Source organism: Bradyrhizobium sp. (assembly GCF_049519115.1).
In the GTDB taxonomy this organism is placed as follows: Bacteria; Pseudomonadota; Alphaproteobacteria; order Rhizobiales; family Xanthobacteraceae; genus Bradyrhizobium.
Genome location: NZ_JBEKRB010000012.1, coordinates 77,301 through 96,346, shown reverse-complemented (window position 1 = coordinate 96,346; position 19,046 = coordinate 77,301). Strand labels below are relative to the sequence as shown.

The 19,046-nt window shown below is 61.2% G+C and carries 16 protein-coding genes; 11 read left to right on the top strand and 5 right to left on the bottom strand.

The annotated features are described in order from the left end of the window. Position 1: 1 nt before the first annotated feature. From ABSE61_RS12330 to ABSE61_RS12315, 4 genes are all read right to left on the bottom strand, one after another. Entirely contained in the window at positions 2-1,405 is a 1,404-nt protein-coding gene (locus tag ABSE61_RS12330) for an amidase family protein (RefSeq protein ID WP_423871385.1), read from the bottom strand. A 76-nt stretch (positions 1,406-1,481) separates the two neighbouring features. Continuing rightward, positions 1,482-2,057, bottom strand: a complete 576-nt coding sequence (locus ABSE61_RS12325) for a c-type cytochrome (RefSeq protein ID WP_423871384.1) — start codon at positions 2,055-2,057, stop codon at positions 1,482-1,484. An 80-nt stretch (positions 2,058-2,137) separates the two neighbouring features. After that, positions 2,138-3,406: a PQQ-dependent sugar dehydrogenase gene (locus ABSE61_RS12320; RefSeq protein WP_423871383.1), complete on the bottom strand. Its 1,269-nt coding sequence runs from the start codon at positions 3,404-3,406 to the stop codon at positions 2,138-2,140. Positions 3,407-3,612: 206 nt separating this feature from the next. Next, positions 3,613-3,882, bottom strand: a complete 270-nt coding sequence (locus tag ABSE61_RS12315) for a DUF6894 family protein (RefSeq protein WP_423871382.1) — start codon at positions 3,880-3,882, stop codon at positions 3,613-3,615. A 308-nt stretch (positions 3,883-4,190) separates the two neighbouring features. Between ABSE61_RS12315 and pqqA the strand changes: the two genes are divergently transcribed. The 10 genes from pqqA to ABSE61_RS12265 all read left to right on the top strand — a co-directional run bounded on the left by pqqA (position 4,191) and on the right by ABSE61_RS12265 (position 14,468). Next, positions 4,191-4,271 carry a pyrroloquinoline quinone precursor peptide PqqA gene (gene pqqA / locus ABSE61_RS12310; RefSeq protein ID WP_012029362.1) on the top strand — a complete coding sequence of 27 codons (81 nt, stop codon included), beginning with the start codon at positions 4,191-4,193 and terminating at the stop codon, positions 4,269-4,271. Between the two features lie 194 nt (positions 4,272-4,465). Then, positions 4,466-5,389 (top strand): pyrroloquinoline quinone biosynthesis protein PqqB, encoded by a 924-nt coding sequence (gene pqqB / locus ABSE61_RS12305; protein ID WP_423871381.1) that lies wholly within the window; start codon positions 4,466-4,468, stop codon positions 5,387-5,389. A 20-nt stretch (positions 5,390-5,409) separates the two neighbouring features. After that, positions 5,410-6,165, top strand: coding sequence for a pyrroloquinoline-quinone synthase PqqC (pqqC, locus tag ABSE61_RS12300; RefSeq protein ID WP_423871424.1), 756 nt, complete (start codon positions 5,410-5,412; stop codon positions 6,163-6,165). 37 nt (positions 6,166-6,202) lie between these two features. Beyond that, positions 6,203-6,514, top strand: coding sequence for a pyrroloquinoline quinone biosynthesis peptide chaperone PqqD (gene pqqD, locus ABSE61_RS12295; RefSeq protein WP_423871380.1), 312 nt, complete (start codon positions 6,203-6,205; stop codon positions 6,512-6,514). Then, a complete protein-coding gene (gene pqqE, locus ABSE61_RS12290; protein ID WP_423871379.1) occupies positions 6,511-7,713 on the top strand; it encodes a pyrroloquinoline quinone biosynthesis protein PqqE in 1,203 nt (400 codons plus the stop codon). The genes pqqD and pqqE overlap by 4 nt, the downstream gene beginning before the upstream one ends. Further along, positions 7,703-8,695 carry a prolyl aminopeptidase gene (gene pip / locus ABSE61_RS12285; protein WP_423871378.1) on the top strand — a complete coding sequence of 331 codons (993 nt, stop codon included), beginning with the start codon at positions 7,703-7,705 and terminating at the stop codon, positions 8,693-8,695. Before pqqE ends, pip begins: the two co-directional genes overlap by 11 nt. Positions 8,696-8,852: 157 nt before the next feature. Further along, entirely contained in the window at positions 8,853-9,533 is a 681-nt protein-coding gene (locus ABSE61_RS12280; RefSeq protein WP_423871377.1) for a hypothetical protein, read from the top strand. Positions 9,534-9,799: 266 nt separating this feature from the next. Continuing rightward, complete coding sequence (locus ABSE61_RS12275; protein ID WP_423871376.1) at positions 9,800-11,599, top strand: FAD-dependent oxidoreductase; 1,800 nt, start codon at positions 9,800-9,802, stop codon at positions 11,597-11,599. Continuing rightward, on the top strand, positions 11,569-13,416 hold the full coding sequence (locus ABSE61_RS12270) for a 2-oxoacid:acceptor oxidoreductase subunit alpha (RefSeq protein ID WP_423871375.1): 1,848 nt from the start codon (positions 11,569-11,571) through the stop codon (positions 13,414-13,416). Before ABSE61_RS12275 ends, ABSE61_RS12270 begins: the two co-directional genes overlap by 31 nt. After that, positions 13,413-14,468, top strand: a complete 1,056-nt coding sequence (locus ABSE61_RS12265; RefSeq protein WP_423871374.1) for a 2-oxoacid:ferredoxin oxidoreductase subunit beta — start codon at positions 13,413-13,415, stop codon at positions 14,466-14,468. The genes ABSE61_RS12270 and ABSE61_RS12265 overlap by 4 nt, the downstream gene beginning before the upstream one ends. A 147-nt stretch (positions 14,469-14,615) precedes the next feature. Here ABSE61_RS12265 and ABSE61_RS12260 read toward each other — a convergent pair whose 3' ends face one another. Next, the gene (locus ABSE61_RS12260) at positions 14,616-15,875 is read right to left on the bottom strand and encodes an alpha-hydroxy acid oxidase (protein WP_423871373.1); all 1,260 of its coding nucleotides are present in this window, start codon (positions 15,873-15,875) and stop codon (positions 14,616-14,618) included. A 314-nt stretch (positions 15,876-16,189) separates the two neighbouring features. Between ABSE61_RS12260 and ABSE61_RS12255 the strand changes: the two genes are divergently transcribed. Beyond that, positions 16,190-19,036, top strand: a complete 2,847-nt coding sequence (locus ABSE61_RS12255) for a bifunctional transaldolase/phosoglucose isomerase (RefSeq protein ID WP_423871372.1) — start codon at positions 16,190-16,192, stop codon at positions 19,034-19,036. Positions 19,037-19,046 lie beyond the last annotated feature (10 nt).

The following is a 19,046-nucleotide window of genomic DNA, read 5'->3' as shown; positions in this document are numbered from 1 at the left end:
TTCACCCCTGAAACGGATCGATCGGCGAAGGCGGCGTGCCGCCGGCCTCGATCGCCTCGCCCGCCAACAAACAAAGATCCTCGCGGTAGCGACCGGCGACGAGATGAACGCCGACCGGCACGCGCCCGACCAGTCCCGTCGACACCGTCAGGCCCGGCAGCCCCATGAAGGGGATCGCGATCTGCGGCAGCTGCGCGCGCCAAACACGTGCAAAGGACGCATCGTCCTTGGTGTCGAGCTGATCGGGGAACGGCAATTCGCCGGACACCGGCATCAGCAGCACCGGATATTTGTCCAGGAACAACGACCAGTCGCGAACCAGCGTCGCGCGCCGCGTCAAAATCTTCGACAGCGTCAGCGCGTCGAACGGAAATACCTTCGACTTGTTGCCGCGCAGACACGCGAGCGCGCCGGGATCGCCCTCGCGCTCGGCGGCCGCAAGCTGGCCTTCATAGTTGTCGCCGAGCCAGAGTTTGGTCTGAAGCTCGGCCGCTTCCTTCAGCGGCGGCAGTGACGTGACTTCTTCGACGGTCCAGCCGTCGCGCTCCAGGCGCTTGGCGGCATCGATCACCGCAGCTTTCACCTCAGGCACGGGATCAAGTCCGTCAGGATTGACGCACAGAGCCGCGCGCTTTGGCATTGGCGGGCCTTCGAGCGGCGCCGGCACCCACCAGGGATCGCGAACATCGTATGCCGACAGCGCCGCGAGCGATATCCGCAGATCGCCGATGGTGCGCGCCAGGGGACCCGAGACCGCCGCGATTTGCGGACCGATCGTGCGCTCGGGCAGCGCCGCATTGAAAGCCGCGATCCGGCCGGTCGTGGTCCTCAGGCCGTGCACGCCGTTGACATAGGCGGGATAGCGGATAGAGCCCGCGATATCGGTGCCGTGGGCGATATGGCCGATGCCGGCTGCGACCGCCGCTCCCGCGCCACCGGACGAGCCGCCCGGCGTGATCGACGGATCGCGCGGGTTCTTGGTGTTGCCGTGAACGAGGTTGGTGGTGAACCAGCGATAGGAAAACGCCGGACAATTGGTGCGCCCGAGGATGACCGCGCCGGCCTTGCGCAGATTGTCCACCACCGGACTGTTGTCCTTTGCGATCAGGTCGGCTTGCATCTTCAGGCCGTTAGTGTTGGCAAAGCCCGCCTGGTCGATATTCGCCTTGATCGTGACCGGCACGCCCGCCAGCACGCCGACATCCTCGCCGCGCGCGATCGCCGCATCGACCGCGGCCGCCTGCGACAACACATCGTCGGGGCGATGGTCCACCACGGCGTTGATCGCGGGATTGACGGCATCGAGCCGCGCCAGCGCCGACGTCGCGGCTTCCTTGGCCGAAACCTTCTTCGACCTGATTAGCCCGGCCAGTTCCTGCGCCGGCAGGCGCCAGATGTCTTTCATGTGCAGCCCCCTTTGTCGCCAGAGGTTTGTAGCGCCAGCCGAACCACCATGCTAGCGGCTTCAGCGATCTTAAGGCCTAGCGATAGTGCGAGATGTAATAAGCGAGGTCCGCGATCTGCTCCTTCGGCACCTCGCCCATCACGTCCGCCATGGTGCCGTCGTAGCCGTGGCGGCTGTTGTCCTTGTATTCGCCGAGCGTTTTGTTGAGATAATCCTCGCGCTGATTGGCAAGCCGCGGAATGTTGTCCTTGCCGGAAAAGTCAGCGTTGTGGCAGCTGTTGCAACGGTGTTGTTGCGCGAGCGCCAGCCCCTTTTGCATCCGTGCGGGATCGCCAACTTCAGTGGGCGGCTGCGGCTTTGGCAATTTGGCGATGAAATCGGAAAACTTCTGCAGGTCGTCATCGGTGAACGATTTCGTCATCTCGTTCATCGGATCGAAGGTGCGGAGCTTTTCGCGAAACATGAACAACTGGATCAGGGCGTACGCCGACTGCTGGCCGCCGAGCGAGGGCGTATTGTCCATCTCGGACTGGCCTTGTTCGCCGTGGCAGGCAAAGCAAGTCACCGCCCGCTGCTCGATGGTGTCTGCCGCTTTGACCGAGCCCGCCAGCGATGCGGCCATGAACAGCGCCATCATTGTTGTTTTCCGCATCGATCGGACCTCGACACCCATTCCCAAAATGAAAATCGGGGGCGAACCGCGAAGGTCGCCCCCGATTACGATCCCGGCGCTTACTGCGCGGCGACCTTTTGCTTGCCGTAGCTGATGCGCCAGACGGCGCCGTTCCAATCGTCGGAGACGAGGACCGACCCGTCCTTCAGCTGCATGACGTCGACCGGGCGGCCGACATACTTGTTGTCCTGCAGGAAGCCGGTGAGAATCGGCTCGATGTTTTTGACCGTGCCGTCCTTGTTGAGATGAGCGACGACGACGTCACCACCGAACTTGATGGTCCGATTCCACGAACCATGACGCGCGACGATGATCTGGTTCTTGTAGGCCGCCGGGAACATCTTGCCGGTATAGAACCGCATGCCGAGCGAGGCTGCGTGCGGACCCATCAGGCCGACCGGCGGCGTGAACTCGCTGCAGGTATGACCCCAGCCGAATTCGGTATCGGGAATGTTGCCCTGCCAGCAATAAGGGGCGCCGAAATGCTCGCCGATCTTGGTTACGCGGTTGAGTTCGTCGTTCGGAAGGTCTTCCGAAAACCAGTCGCGGCTGTTGTCGGTGAAGTAGAGCTGCTTGGTTTCCGGATTCCAGTCGAAGCCGACCGTGTTGCGGACGCCAACGGCGACCACTTCCGCGCCCGAGCCGTCGAGGTTGATGCGGCGGATCTGACCGTGATCCTTGTCATGCAGCACGTTGTTGCCGGGCTGGCCGACCGGGACATAGAGCTTGTTGTCCGGACCGATCGCGATGAACTTCCAGCCGTGGGCTTCGTCCTTCGGCAGGTTGTCGTAAATCACAGTGGGCTTCGGCGGATTGTCGAGATTGTCTTCGATCTTTTCGATCTTCGACACCTTCGAGAGTTCGGCGATATAGAGCGTGCCGTCCTTGAAGGCGACGCCATTCGGCCGGTAGAGACCGGTGGCGATGATCTTGACCTCGCGTTTGCCGTCCTTGTTGACGATGGCATAGACCTTGTCGACGGTACGGCTGCCGACGAAGACCGTGCCCTTGTCGCCGAGCGCCATCGAACGGGCATTCGGCATCCCGGCTGCGTAAACCTCGACGTTGAAGCCGCTTGCTGCCTTGAGCTTGTCCAGGGGCAGCTTGTCGGCCGCCGTTGCGATCGGCGGACCTACGACGGGCGCGATCTTTTGCGCGGCTTCACTGTCGGGACGGCCGATCAGCGGCGAACCCGGCGGAAGTGCCGGGGCGGCGGCGGGCGCCGCGGCCGGCGGGGAGGCCGTCTGCGCGGCCGCACCGTAACTCAAAACCCCAATGAAGGCGCCGGCCAGCAAGAGGCCGCGCGGCATCGATGAACTGATCCTCATAATCTTCTCCCTTTTGTGGAAGCCTTCGATCCGTGCGGGGCTAACCCCTGCCCGTGACGGCGGACTTCGCGGCCACACTCTTGAATATTTTTGCGCCCGTGCGCAATCGGAAACATCTTCAAGCGGTTGCGGCGAAAGCGCCTCGCGGGCGCACCGCCACGCTGCTACTTTATCCGGCTTCGATCGTTCTGGTTAATCGCGGCCTATCAATGCTTCGTGACGGATGCATCGGCGTCATCCTCATCGGTGCCTTCGAGAATGGCCTCGGCAAAAGGAAATTCGAGGACGATCTCGCCCTCGTCATCCGTCACTTCGAGGACCGCCCGCATCAGGTCCTCCATCCCCTCGATCCTCAAAAGCTCATGGATCATAGCCCGGGCAACCTCCCAGGCGCGATCCGGGTTGCGCAGCTCTTCGCCTTCCGGATCGGAGATCACCTCGTTGCCGATTCGCGTATTGAAAAAGTATCGCGGCATGGTCGAACCTGTTTCGGCTTTGAATATCCGATGCCGACAGGGGACCGCCGGCTATTTTTTCACAGTTGGTTTATCGGGGATTGGCCGGAGCGGTCCAGCCGATCCCCGCATTGGGGACGGTGTTCAGAAGAACCTATTGATGCGTCATTGATTTGACGGAAAAGCGGGAGGCCAGGGAGGAAAGGATTGTGCATTGCAGCATTTTTAATCTCTTGTCAGGAGAAAAGATTCCGCTGGCGAACTTTTCGTTCCGTATTACCTTGTCGGAAGGGCGGAGTTCGTCCGGTTTCACTTTAAGGAGAGCCAAAATGGCCTGGAAAGCACCGAAGATCGTCGAAGTGCCGGTCGGCATGGAAATCAACATGTATGCCTGCGCCGCCCGCAAGTAAGCGGCAGCAGACAGCAACATTCTAGCCAAGGTGGATTGCCGGGGTGACGCGCCCTTTCGGGAGCGTCCGTCATACCCGCTTCCACCTTTGAATTTTTTGGAAGACGAGATTTTCGAAGCGACAGTTTTCGAAGACGGCTTCCAGAATTCCAAGCGTCCTAAAATTCAGCTTTCAGAGATTCCGGGAGACGGATCATGTTGCGCGTCGTCGTCCTGGGCGCGGCGGCAGGTGGTGGCGTTCCACAGTGGAATTGCGGCTGTCCGATATGTCAGGCCGCGCGAACCAGAAATCCAGAACTTCAGAGCACGCAGGCCTCGCTCGCCGTCAGCGCCGACGGGCACCACTGGTTCCTGATCAATGCCTCGCCGGATCTGCGCCAGCAATTGATCGCGACGCCGCAGCTTCATCCCGCCGCCGGCAAACTTCGTCACTCGCCGATATCGGGCGTGGTCCTGACCAACGGCGAAATCGACGCGATCACGGGGCTATTGTCGATGCGCGAGGGATCGCCATTTACGATCTACGCCCACGCCAGAGTGCTCGCGACATTGAAGTCCAACAGCGTCTTCAACGTGCTCAACGGAGACGTCAAGCGTCAGGCCGTCGAGGCCGATCAGGCGTTCGAACCGAAACTGCCGGACGGATCGCCCTCCGGCATTGAGATCCTGCCCTTCGAGGTTACCGGCAAGGGCGCGTGGTATCTCGAAGGCGAGCGGCGCGAGGGGAAAGCAGCCGCCGGCGACACGCTTGGCCTTCGCATCTGCGATAAGGCCACGGGCAAAGTCTTCTATTTCGTTGCCGCTTGCGCCGAGGTGACCAACGATCTCAAATCAAGGCTGAAGGGTGCTAGCCTGGTGTTCTTCGACGGGACGGTGTGGCGGGATGACGAATTGATCGCGGCCGGCCTTTCCACCAAGACCGGGCGAAGCATGGGACATATCTCGATGTCGGGCGAAACCGGTGCGATCGCGGCCCTTGAAAACCTCGGCATCGAGCGAAAGATATTCTTGCATATCAACAATTCGAACCCGGCCCTGCTGCACGATTCCGAGGAACGCGAGGCCGTTATGCGGGCGGGATGGCATATTCCTGCCGATGGAACGGAGATTACGCTTTGAGTGCCGTGAAACTGGAAGGGATGACCGCGTTTTCGCTCGGCGGCAAAACCGTGCTGAACAGCGTTACTGAGCTGGAAGCCGCGCTCCGTTACATCGGCGAGACGCGCTATCACAGTCTGCATCCCTTTCACCGGCTGCTGCACGGCGGCAAGCTCAACAAGGGACAGGTGCAGGCCTGGGCGCTCAACCGCTACTATTACCAGAGCACGATCCCGATCAAGGATGCGGTGGTGATCTCGCGCTTTCGCGACCGCAACATCCGCATGGAGTGGCGGCACCGGATCGAAGACCATGACGGCGATCCCGGCGCCGAGGGCGGCATCGAGCGCTGGCTGAAGCTGACTGAAGGACTGGGCCTGGACACGACTTATGTCGAATCCACCGAAGGCATTTTGCCGGCGACGCGCTTTGCCGTGGAAGCCTACGTGCACTTTGTGCGCGACAAGAGCCCGCTGGAGGCCATCGCCTCTTCACTGACGGAACTGTTCGCACCGAACCTGCACGAAGAACGCATCTCCGGCATGCTGGCGCACTATGATTTCGTCAATCCGGACATCATGAGCTATTTCAGTCGTCGCCTGACCCAGGCGCCACGCGACGCCGGTTTCGCGCTCGATTACGTCAAGGCCCATGCCACGACACCGGAACAGCGCGAAGCGGTCTGCAACGCGCTGATCTTCAAGACCAACGTGCTATGGGTTCAGCTCGATGCGCTGTATCATGGCTATGTCGAAGGCCATATCCCGCCCGGAGCCTTTGTGCCCAAGTCGAATTAGATCTAAGGCAAGTTAGATCCGAAGAAGCCGAGAAACCATGCCATCAGGCCGCAACATCAGCGTCAGCGAAGAGAGCCGGCCGAAACTGCCGCGCCACGCCAAGCTGAAATTCGACGAGACGCGACAGGTCTGGGTGATCCTGGCGCCCGAACGCGTGCTCGCGCCGGACGAGATCGCAGTAGAAGTTCTGCACCTCTGCGACGGCGCGCGCAGCGTCGCCGAAATGATCGATCAACTCGCCGCCAAATATGCCGCACCTCGCGAGGCGATCGCGACCGACGTGGTCGCGATGCTGCAAGACCTCGCCGACAAGGGCTTTCTCACCGAAGCGCGGGAGAAGACGCCATGAGCCCCACGCTGACTGATGCGAGCCCGATTGCGACCGATCCCAAGGACAGTCTTACGGCGCTGGAGGGGACACGTTCGACCGCGGAGACCCACGGAATTCCGTTGGCGGTGCTGGCTGAAGTAACCCATCGCTGCCCGCTACAATGCCCGTATTGTTCGAACCCCGTCGAGCTCGACCGCGGCGCCAGCGAACTGACGACGGCCGAATGGAAGAAGGTTTTGTCGGAGCTCGCCGAGATCGGCGTATTGCAGATTCATTTTTCCGGCGGGGAGCCGACCGCGCGCAAGGACCTGGTCGAACTGGTTCAGCATGCGAGCGACGTCGGGCTCTATTCCAACCTGATCACCTCCGCCGTCTTGCTCACCCGCGAAAAATTATCCACGCTGGCCGATGCCGGCCTCTGCCATGTGCAGATCAGTTTTCAGGGCAATGAGCCCGCGGTCGCCGACCGCGTTGGCGGCTTCAAAGGCGGTCATGCCAAGAAGCTCGAAGTCGCGAGTTGGACGCGCGAGCTTGAACTGCCGCTGACCGTGAACGCGGTGATGCACCGGCAGAACCTGCATCAACTGCCCGATATCATCCAGATGGCGGTCGATCTCGACGCCGACCGGCTTGAAGTCGCCAACGTGCAATATTACGGCTGGGCGCTGAAGAACCGCGCCGCTTTGATGCCGACGCTGGCGCAGATCGAGGAGACGAGCCGCATTGTCGAGGACGCGCAAGCGCGGCTGAAGGGCATTCTCGCCATCGACTATGTCGTGCCGGACTATTACGCGCTGCGGCCGAAGAAATGCATGGGCGGCTGGGGACGGCAATTCTTCAACATCTCACCCGCCGGCAAGATTTTGCCCTGCCATGCCGCGGAAAGCATCACCGGGCTCGAATTCGAATCCGTGCGTTCCAATCATTCGATCGCCTGGATCTGGCAGAATTCCGAGGCCTTCAACCGCTATCGCGGCACCGGCTGGATGCCTGAGCCCTGCAAGAGCTGCGAGTTCAAGGAAGTCGATTTCGGCGGCTGCCGCTGTCAGGCCTCTGCGCTGACCGGCGACGCCGGCAATACCGACCCGGCCTGCACGCTGTCGCCGCATCACGATCGGATTTTCAAAGTCGCGGCCGAGGAAGCGGCCGGCAACCACAACCGTTTCATCTATCGCAATTTCGCAGGCGGCACGCTGGAGAGCGAAAGTGCCACCTGATGCGGATGCCGGCAAACCGGTTGCGCAACGCGCGGACCCGTTCGTACCGCTGACATCCGAACTACTGCCGGTTGGCGATGGTCACGACATCCATGTCGAAAGCGTCGGCCGCGAAGGCGGCATTCCTGCGGTCTATCTGCATGGCGGGCCCGGCAGCGGATGCCAGCCCGATCATCGGCGGCTGTTCGATCCCGAACGTTTCCACGCGGTGCTGTTCGATCAGCGGGGCTCGGGGCGCAGCCGCCCGAAGGGCCGCCGCGAGCACAACACGCTGCCGCAGCTGATCGCGGACATGGAAAAGATCCGCGAGAAATTCGGTTTTGAAAAATGGATGGTGGTCGGCGGCTCCTGGGGCGCCACGCTGGCGCTGGCCTATGCGCAAGCCCATCCCGACCGCGTCTCGGGCCTCGTGTTGCGCGCGACGTTTCTCGGCACCCGCCGCGAGCTTGATGCGGCCTTTCTGGAGACATTACCGCGTTTCTATCCAGAGCTCAGCGAGGATTTCATTAAGCGTGTCCCCGAGGCCGAGCGTGGACAGCCGCTGGAGGCCTATTGGCGGCGCATCCTCGATTCCGACGTCGCGGCGCATTCGCCCTTCGCCCGCGCCTGGCACGACACCGAGCGGATATTGTCGGAGCACGCGCCCTCGCGCACGCGGCTCGATCTCGTCGCACTGAAATCAAGCGGCGGAGCGCTACCCGCCACGCCGTTCATGGAAGCGCATTACTTTGCCAATGATTGCTTCATGAGGCCCAACCAGCTTCTGGACGACGCCGAGAAACTCAAGGGCATTGCTGGCATCATCGTCCAGGGACGTTACGACCTCCTGTGCCCGCCCGCAAACTCACACGCGCTCGCCAGCCGATGGCTGGAGGCCGAACTTCGCATCGTGCAGGGCGCGGGACATACGCTGTATGATCCCGGCGTGCGCAATGCCGTGATGAAGGCAATCGCGGACATGGCGTCGAAGGTTTCGGGCTAGCCCAACAGTCTGTCATGCCCGGCCTTGTGCCGGGCATCCACGCCTTTGCTGGCAACGGTAAGGAATACTTGGATGGCCGGGCATAGGCGAGCGGAAGCGACGCCGTTCTTCGAACGGCTATGCCCGGCCATGACGAAAACGAGACGGGAGAAAACAAATGCCGATCGCAGGACAAGGTATGTTGCTGACGTCGATGGATGTCGACGCCGCGCACGAAGCCGACTTCAACCGCTGGTACGACCGCGAACACCTGGAGGAGCGCGTCGCTATACCAGGCTTCGTCGAGGCCCGGCGCTACATCGCCATCGAGGGTTCGATGCCGAAATATCTGAGCCCTTATTCCACCGAGACCTTCGAAGTGCTCGACAGTCCCGCCTATCGCAAGGTGCTCGCCAGTCAGACCGCGTGGTCAAGAGAAAATATCGCGCGCTTCAAGAACATGATCCGCTGCGTGGCGCGCATCACGATTAGCAAAGGTACGGGCCGCGGCGCCGTGCTCGGTATAATTCGCGTTCGTCCTGCTAACGGCGGGTATAACAAATTGCGCGAAGCCTTGCGCGCCGTGCTTAATCCGCAGGCGACTGACGGCGTCATCTCGATGCACGTCATCGAGAACGATCCCGTGCTGTCCAAGCCGCTCACCGATAAAGCATCGGATTCCGATCTCGGCGCCGGCGACTGGTTTGTCTTGATCGATGCGACTGAAATCGCGGCGGCACGCGACGCTGTGATGCGCTTGACCGACAACATCGCGTTCAAGCCTCTGGTGGTTTCGAGCGGCGTCTATCGCCTGCTGTGGGACATCGCCAAGGCGGACATTTCAGCCGAAATTTCATAGGCAGAAACATTTTCGCATCGGCTGCGGCACCTCCACATGCTGCACCGCCACATAAATTTGTTTTTATGCAGTGCGTTACACGTTGCAACAGCAAGAAAGCTGAAGATCAAGCAAAATTGGCTTTGGAGATCAGCGTGATTGGGGCTTTAATGCAAAAAGCTAATGATACCATTCAAGAACCGAAAAGAACGCCACCATCCGAGCGTTCGCAAGCAAAATAAGGCCGCGCCAGTTACGATAAAGTTTGGTGCGCGGATAAGGTGGGAATGAAACCGACTGATATCTCGGCGCCGGACTACTTCCATAAAGTGGTCGACTGCCAATGGGCCTGCCCCGCGCACACACCCGTCCCGGAATATATCCGCTTGATCGCCGAAGGCCGCTACAGCGACGCCTACATGATCAATTGGAAATCGAATGTGTTCCCGGGAATTTTGGGCCGCACTTGCGACCGCCCGTGCGAGCCCGCCTGCCGTCGTGGCCGGGTTGAGGAAACTCCGGTCGCGATCTGCCGCCTCAAGCGCGTCGCCGCCGACTTCAAGGACGACGTCAAGGGACGCATGCCGCGCGCAGGCGCCAAGAACGGCAAGCGCATCGCGATTGTCGGCGGTGGTCCGGCTTCACTGACGGTGGCGCGCGACCTTGCTCCGCTCGGCTACCACTGCACCGTGTTCGATTCCGACCCCAAGGCCGGCGGCATGATGCGAACGCAAATTCCGAAATTCCGTCTGCCGGATTCGGTCGTCGACGAAGAGACCGATTACATCCTCAATCTCGGCATCGAGTTCAAGGCAGGCACTCGCATCGACAGCCTGAAGAAGCTGATTGGCGAAAATTATGATGCGATCTTCGTCGGCTCCGGTGCGCCGCGCGGCCGCGAGCTCGACATCCCCGGACGCAAGGAAGCAGCAAGCAACATTCATATCGGCATCGATTGGCTCTCCAACGTGTCGTTCGGCCATACGACCACGATCGGTAAGCGCGTGATCGTGCTCGGCGGCGGCAACACCGCGATGGATTGCTGCCGCACCGCGCGCCGGCTCGGCGGCGAGAAAGTCCAGGTGATCGTGCGCTCGGGCTTCGAGGAGATGAAGGCGAGCCCCTGGGAAAAAGAAGACGCCATGCATGAGGATATTCCAATCCTCAACTTCATGGTCCCGATCGCCTTCACCCATGACAAAGGCAAGCTCACCGGCGTCACCTTCCAGAAGGTGAAGGCCGAACGCGACGCCGAGGGTAAACGCAACCTGGTGCCGACAGGCGAGCCCGACCAGACCATTGCCTGCGACGACGTGCTGGTCGCGGTCGGCCAGGAAAATGCGTTTCCCTGGATCGAGCGCGATTGCGGCATCGAGTTCGACAAGTGGGACATGCCGAAGGTCGACCCCAAGACCATGGGTACAACGCATCCGAAGGTGTTCTTCGGCGGCGACGCGGCATTTGGGCCGAAGAACATCATCTGGGCGGTCGCGCACGGCCATGACGCTGCGCTTTCGATCCACAAGCTTGTTTCCGGCGAAGATGTCCACGAACGGCCGCTGCCGGAGGTGCATATCTCTTCGCAGAAGATGGGCATCCACGAGTGGAGCTACGACAACGACGTTTCCGACGACAAGCGCTTCAAGGTGCCGCATCGCGACAAGGTGATCGCGCTGAAGGACATCCGCGCCGAAGTGGAGCTCGGCTATGACGTCAAGCTCGCGCTCGGCGAGGCGCAGCGCTGCCTCAACTGCGATGTGCAGACGGTGTTCTCGACCTCGCTCTGCATCGAGTGCGATGCCTGCGTCGACATCTGCCCGATGGATTGCATCACCTTCACGGAGAATGGCGACGAGGCGGATTTGCGCAAACGGCTGAAGGCGCCGTCGCCGCATCTGGATCAAGACCTCTACGTCTCGAGCGACCTCAAGACCGGACGCGTCATGATCAAGGACGAGGACGTCTGCCTGCATTGCGGGCTGTGCGCCGAGCGCTGCCCCACCGGCGCCTGGGATATGCAGAAATATCTCATCGATATGACCCAAGCAGGAACATCATGTCCGACCAAAGCCCGATCAGCAGCGTAAACGACTTCGTCGTCCGCTTTGCCAATGTCAATGGCTCGGGTTCGGCGAGCGCCAACGAACTGTTCGCCCGCGCCATCCTGCGCCACGGTGTGCCGGTTAGCCCACGCAACATCTTCCCGTCCAACATTCAGGGCCTGCCGACCTGGTATGAAGTGCGGGTGACGGAAGAAGGCCACCTTGGCGCACGCGGCGGCGTCGACATGATGGTGGCGATGAATCCGCAGACCTGGGACAAGGACGTCGCTTCCATCGAGCCGGGCGGCTATCTGTTCTACGATTCGACCAAGCCGATGCCGACGTCGAAATTCCGCTCGGACATCACCGTGATCGGGGTGCCGCTGACGGCGATCACCAATTCGACCTATACCGATCCGCGCCAGCGCCAGCTCTTCAAGAACATCATCTATCTCGGCGCGCTCTGTGCGCTGCTCGAGATGGACCCGAAGCTGATCGAGCAATTGATCGGCGAACAGTACAAGGGCAAGGAAAAGCTCTTGTCCTCGAACGTCCACGCGCTGCATCTCGGCCGCGACTGGGCGTTGCAAAACCTAAAATGCCCGACTGGTCTGCGCGTGAAAAAGACCGACAGGGTCGGCGACCGCATCTTCATCGAAGGCAACAGCGCGGCGGCGTTGGGCGCGGTCTATGGCGGCGCCACCGTCTGCGCCTGGTATCCGATCACGCCGTCGTCGTCGCTGGCGGACGCCTTTGCGAGCCACTGCAAGAAGCTGAGGCACGATCCCGCGACCGGCAAAGCGAACTACGCGATCGTGCAAGGCGAAGATGAACTCGCCTCGATCGGCATCGTGATCGGCGCCTCGTGGAACGGCGCGCGCGCTTTCACTGCGACCTCCGGTCCCGGCATCTCGCTGATGACCGAGTTCATCGGGCTCTCATACTTTGCCGAGATCCCGGCCGTGATCATGAACGTGCAGCGCGCCGGCCCGTCCACGGGCATGCCGACCCGCACCCAGCAATGCGACATCATTGCCTGCGCTTACGCGTCCCATGGCGACACCAAGCACGTGCTGCTGTTCCCGGAAGACCCGGCCGAAGCTTTTGAGTTCGCAGCGCAGGCCTTCGATCTCGCCGAGCGGCTCCAGACCACGATTTTCGTGATGCTCGATCTCGACATCGGCATGAATCACCGGCTCTGCCGGCCCTTGAAGTGGGACGATGCCCGTCAGTATGACCGCGGCAAGGTGATGACGGCGGAGATGCTCGACGACGGCCGGGACTTCGGCCGCTACCTCGATGTCGACGGCGACGGCATTCCCTATCGCACCTATCCCGGCACCCACCCCACCAAAGGCTCTTACTTCACTCGCGGCACGTCGCGCGACCGCTACGCGCGGTACTCGGAAGAAGGCGCGGTCTATGCCGACAACATGCAGCGCCTGGTGCGGAAGTTCGAAACCGCGCAGGACATGGTGCCGCGGCCGCTACAGGCCAATGCGGCGAAGCCAACCAAATACGGCGTGCTCTATTTCGGCTCGACCGCACCCGCGATGGACGAGGCTATCCAGCTTCTGGAAGCGAAAGGCCACGCGCTTGATCGTATGCGCATTCGCGCCTTCCCGTTCCATTCGTCGGTCGCAAGTTTCATTGCCGACCATGACTTTGTGTACGTGGTCGAGCAGAATCGCGACGCCCAGCTTCGCTCGCTGATCGTCAACGAGAACGGCATCGACCCGGTACGGCTGGTGCCGATCCGCCATTACGACGGCACGCCGATCACCGCTCGTTTCATCGCCAATGCCATCGGTGAACATCAGGACCAGCTGAAGCTCACCCCGCTACGCAAGGTAAAGTCATGACCTATATCGCCAAGCCCAAATTCCACCATCCGGGCCTGACCAAGAATCGTCTCGGCTACACCCACCGCGATTACGAAGGCAAGATTTCGACGCTGTGTGCTGGCTGCGGTCATGACTCGATCACCGCTTCCATCATCGAGGCTTGCTACGAACTTTCGATCGAACCGCATCTTGTCGCCAAGATTTCCGGCATCGGCTGCTCCTCGAAAACGCCCGATTATTTCCTCGGCAACTCCCACGGCTTCAATACGGTGCACGGCCGCATGCCGTCGGTTTTGACCGGCGCCAACCTCGCCAACCGCGACCTGATCTATCTCGGCGTCTCCGGCGATGGCGATTCCGCCTCGATCGGCTTCGGCCAGTTTGCGCATTCGATCCGGCGTGGCGTCAACATGACCTACATTGTCGAGAACAACGGCGTGTATGGTCTCACCAAGGGCCAGTTCTCGGCAACCGCCGACCGCGGCTCGAAGTCGAAAAAAGGTGTGACCAACACCGACAACGCGGTCGACCTCGTCGCCATTGCGCTTCAGTTGGGCGCAAGCTTCGTGGCGCGCAGCTTCTCAGGCGACAAGACCCAGCTGGTGCCGCTGATTGCGGCCGCGATCGAGCACAAGGGCGCGGCGTTCATCGACATCATCAGCCCTTGCATTGCGTTCAACAATCACGCCGGCTCGACCAAGAGTTTCGACTACGTGCGCGAGCACAACGATGCGGTCAATCGCCTCGACGTGCTGACCGGCCGCGAGCCCATTTCAGTCGATTACGCGCCGGGCACGGTGCAGGTGGTCGAACAGCACGACGGCAGCAAGATTGCGCTCCGCAAGATCGACGCCGATTACGACGCGCACGACCGCGTCGGCGCGATGGCGTTCTTGCAAAAACACGCCGCCAAGGGCCAGATCGTCACGGGACTGCTTTACGTCGATCCCGAGGCGGAAGATCTGCATGCCCACCTCAACACGGTGGAGCAGCCGCTGAATCGTCTGGAGGCCGATGTGCTTTGCCCCGGCACGGCCGCGCTGGAAAAGATCAACGCCAGTTTACGGTAGACTTGCCGCAAAGAAACTGCGCTCCCTCTCCCATTGGGAGAGGGTTGGGGTGAAGGGTTACGGTTTATCACGAGAGCAGCGCCCCCTCACCTGGATCGCGCATACGCGATCCGACCTCTCCCCACCGGGGAGAGGTGAAGAAACACCTCACGTCACCCGGCGCACGTAGCTCGCATTGAGCTCTTTCACCGACTTCGCGCCGCATTGCTGCATGGCGGCCCTGGTTTCGACGCGCACGAGTTCGAGCACGCGCTCCACGCCCTCCTGGCCGAAGGCGCCGAGCCCCCACAAATAGGGACGGCCGACCCCTACCGCCTGCGCGCCCATTGCCAGCGCCTTCACCGCGTCGGTGCCGCGGCGGAAGCCGGAGTCGACGATCACGGGCATGCGTCCCTTCACGGCGGCGATGATCTCGGGCAGCGCGTCGATGGTCGAGCGGCCATTGTCCTCGCCGCGGCCGCCATGGTTGGACACCAGGATGCCGTCGATGCCGTTCTGCACGGCCAGTTCGGCATCGTCGGCGGTGATGATGCCCTTGAGCATGATTTTCATCTTGGTCACGTCGCGCATGCGCTTGACGGTGTCCCAATCGAGATTGGACGATTCGCCGGCGCCCTTGATGCCGCTCAAATCGATGCCGTCGTAGTTGTGCCGCCGCAGCGCCCGCGCAGCAAAACTCGAACGGTCATGACATCCCGAGCATTCGCGGGTGTCGGACTTCATCAGCCGGAACAGCGTCTCCTGATTACGGCCGGCGATCCGGTCCACAGTTACCATCAGCACCGGAGAGCCGGCGCCGTCGGCTCGCTTGATCAAGGCCTTTGCGACTTCAAAGCTCGGCGAAGCGTAGAGCTGAAACCAGACCGGCGCCCCGCGCGCCTTGGTGACGTCGTCGACCGAGAAGTTGGATGAGGTCGAAAGCATCTGCAGGTGATTGCCGGCCTTGGCGGCCCTCGCCACCGCCAGTTCGCCATCGGGATGGAAGAACTGATTGGCGCCGGTCGGACACACGAAAATCGGCGAGTCGTATTTCACTCCAAACAGCTCGATCGAGGTATCGACCTTGGAGACGTCGTTGAGGCGATGCGGCATCAACTGAAATCGTTTGAAATCGTCGCGATTGGCGCGCAGCGTGACCTCGTCGTCGATCCCGGAGGCCATATAGCCGAAATGGGCCGGCGGCACGTTCTGGCGGGCGACCGGCTCGAAATCGAACACGTTGATCGCCTCTTTCGGAGTTTTGATCAGATCGATGCTGCCCGGCGGCGCCCAGGTCATGGGGTCGGGCAGTTTTGACGGCGCTTCCAGGGCCTTGGCGGCGAATGCGCCGGAAGCCAGCAGCGGTGAGGCCGCGCAATATTGCAAGAAACGGCGGCGGCTGGTGGCACGGATGTCCTCAGGCAGCATGTAAGTATCCTCCCCTGCACTTGTTTTTGTGGAGGTACGATAGCAGCGACAAAGAAGGCTCGGAAGGCTTTGGCCACGGCAGGCCAGACATGCAGATTGGGAGAACCGGGTGGCATGTCTGACCCGTCACAAATCTAAAAAGTGATAGGAGGCGGCAGGTTACGGAGATATCGGGAGGATCGATCTCCTCCTCGCGGCGTTATGGGTCGGGGACACCCATAATCCGGTCACTAGCAAAGCCTAAGGATTGTTGATGACAAGGCCTCTGGTTAATGTCCCCGAACCCACCTCCGCTCGAACCGAAACAGGGCATCATGAATCCAGTCAAAGCACTCGAAAACCATGGCCAGGCCGTCTGGCTGGATTTTTTAGCACGCGGCTTCGTCGCCAAGGGTGAGCTGAAGAAGCTGATCGACACCGACGGCGTCAAGGGCGTGACCTCCAATCCGTCGATCTTTGAAAAAGCGATCGGCAGTTCGGACGAATATGACGGCCCGATCGGTAGCGCCCTGAAAAAGGGCGACCGCCCCGTCGCCGACCTGTTTGAACACCTCGCGGTCGAGGACATCCAGCACGCCGCCGACGTGCTGCGTCCGGTCTATGACCACTATAAAGGCAATGACGGCTTCGTCAGCCTGGAAGTCTCGCCTTATCTGGCGATGGACACCAAGGGCACGATCGCGGAGGCCGAGCATCTCTGGAAGGCCGTCCATCGCAAGAATCTGATGGTGAAGGTGCCGGCAACGCCGGAGGGCCTGCCCGCGATCGAGCATCTGATCGGCGAAGGCATCAGCATCAACATCACGCTGTTGTTCTCGCAACAGGTCTATATCGAGGTCGCGAAAGCCTATATCGCGGGCCTTGAAAAGCTCGTCGCCAACGGCGGCGATCCCACCCATGTCGCCAGCGTCGCGAGTTTCTTCGTCAGCCGCATCGACAGCGCGGTCGACAAGCAGCTGGACGAGAAGATCGCGCGCGCCAACGACCCGCACGAGAAGGAACGGTTGGCCGCCCTGAAGGGCAAGGTCGCGATCGCCAACGCGAAACTCGCATATCAGGAATACAAGGAGCTGTTTTCCGGCGCGCGCTGGGAAAAGCTCGCCGCCAAGGGCGCCAAGCCGCAGCGGCTGTTATGGGCCTCGACCGGCGCCAAGAACAAGGACTATAGCGACGTCGTCTATGTCGAGGAGTTGATCGGCCCGAACACGGTCAATACCGTCCCGCCGGCGACGCTCGATGCTTTCCGCGATCACGGCAAGCCGCGCGACAGCCTTGAGGAAAATGTCGAGGAAGCCAAGCACGTCCTCGCTGAGCTCGACAAATCCGGCATCTCGCTCGATGCGATCACGAAAGATCTGGTCAAGGATGGCGTCAAACTGTTCGCGGACGCCGCCGACAAGCTCTACGGCGCGGTCGCCCACAAGCGCGCCACCGTGCTCGGCGCCGCCATCGGCGCGCAGAAGCTGGCGCTCAGCCCCGGTCTTGAAAAATCGGTAGAGAAGAGCACCGAGGAATGGCGCGCCTCGGCCAGGATCCGAAAGCTCTGGCACAAGGATAAATCTATCTGGACCAATGATGACGAGAACAAATGGTTGGGCTGGCTCGACAGCGCGGCCAAAGCCGACATCGCCGACTACGAAGACTATGCGCGGCGGGTTAAGGGACAGAATTTTTCGGATGCGGTCGTGCTCGGCATGGGCGGATCGAGCCTCGGGCCGGAAGTCCTGGCGGAAACATTCCCGAAAAAATCCGGCTTTCCGAAATTGCACGTGCTCGATTCCACCGACCCCGCGCAGGTCCGCGCGATGGAAAAGGCGGTCGATCTCAAGAAGACCGTGTTCATCGTCTCGAGCAAATCCGGCGGCACCACCGAGCCGAACGTGATGAAGGACTACTTCTTCGCCAAGGTCTCGAAAGCCATCGGCGCGGACAAGGCCGGACATCGCTTCATCGCCGTCACTGACCCTGGGTCTTCGCTTGAGAAGGTCGCAACAAAACAGGATTTCGCACGCACCTTCTACGGCGATCCCACGATCGGCGGCCGCTATTCGGTACTGTCGCCGTTCGGTCTTGTGCCTGCCGCGACGGCCGGGATCGATGTGAAGAGCCTGATCCATCATACGCTCGCCATGGTGCGCTCCTGCGGTGCCGATGTGCCGCCGCATGAAAATCCCGGCGTTCAACTCGGGCTCGCGATGGGGCTTGCAGGGCTCGAAGGCCGCGACAAGGTGACGATCTTCTCGTCGAAAAAAATTGCCGACTTTGGCGCCTGGGCCGAGCAGCTGATCGCCGAATCCACTGGCAAGGAAGGCAAAGGCCTCGTTCCGATTGATGGCGAAACACTCGGCGACGCCTCGGTCTACGGCAACGACCGCTTCTTCATCGATCTGCGCACCGCGAGCGAAAACGACGCAAGCCATGACGAAAAGCTCGACGCGCTGGAACAGGCCGGCCATCCCGTCGTTCGCATCGTCATCAAATCAATCGAACACATCGGGCAGGAATTCTTCCGCTTCGAAATGGCGACTGCCGTGGCGGGCGCCATCCTCGGCATCAACCCGTTCAACCAGCCGGACGTCGAGGCCGCCAAGATCAAGACCCGCGAACTGACGGCGGCTTTCGAAAAATCCGGCACGCTGCCGGAAGAGCAGCCGGTGATTTCAATCAATGAGGCCGATCTCTATACCGACAAGGCCAATGCGAGCGAGCTGCGTGAAGCCGGCGCGAACGGGACTCTCGAATCCTGGCTGAAAGCGCACTTCTCTCGCATCGATTCCGGCGACTACGTTGCGCTGCTTGCCTATATCGAGCGCAACGCCGAGCATATCGATATATTGCAGGCCGCGCGCCTCGCGGTTCGCGATCAGCGCCATGTCGCCACCTGCGCGGAATTTGGCCCGCGCTTCCTGCACTCGACTGGGCAAGCTTACAAAGGCGGCCCGGACTCTGGCGTGTTCCTTCAGATCACCGCCGACGATGCCAAGGATTTGCCGGTGCCGGGCCAGAAGGCGAGCTTTGGCGTGATCAAGGCAGCGCAAGCGCGCGGCGATTTCGGCGTGCTGACCGAACGTGGCCGGCGCGCGTTGCGCGTGCATCTCAAGGGCGACCTCAAATCCAGCTTGAAGATGCTCGATCACGCGATCCGGCAGACACTCAACTAAGGACCTCACG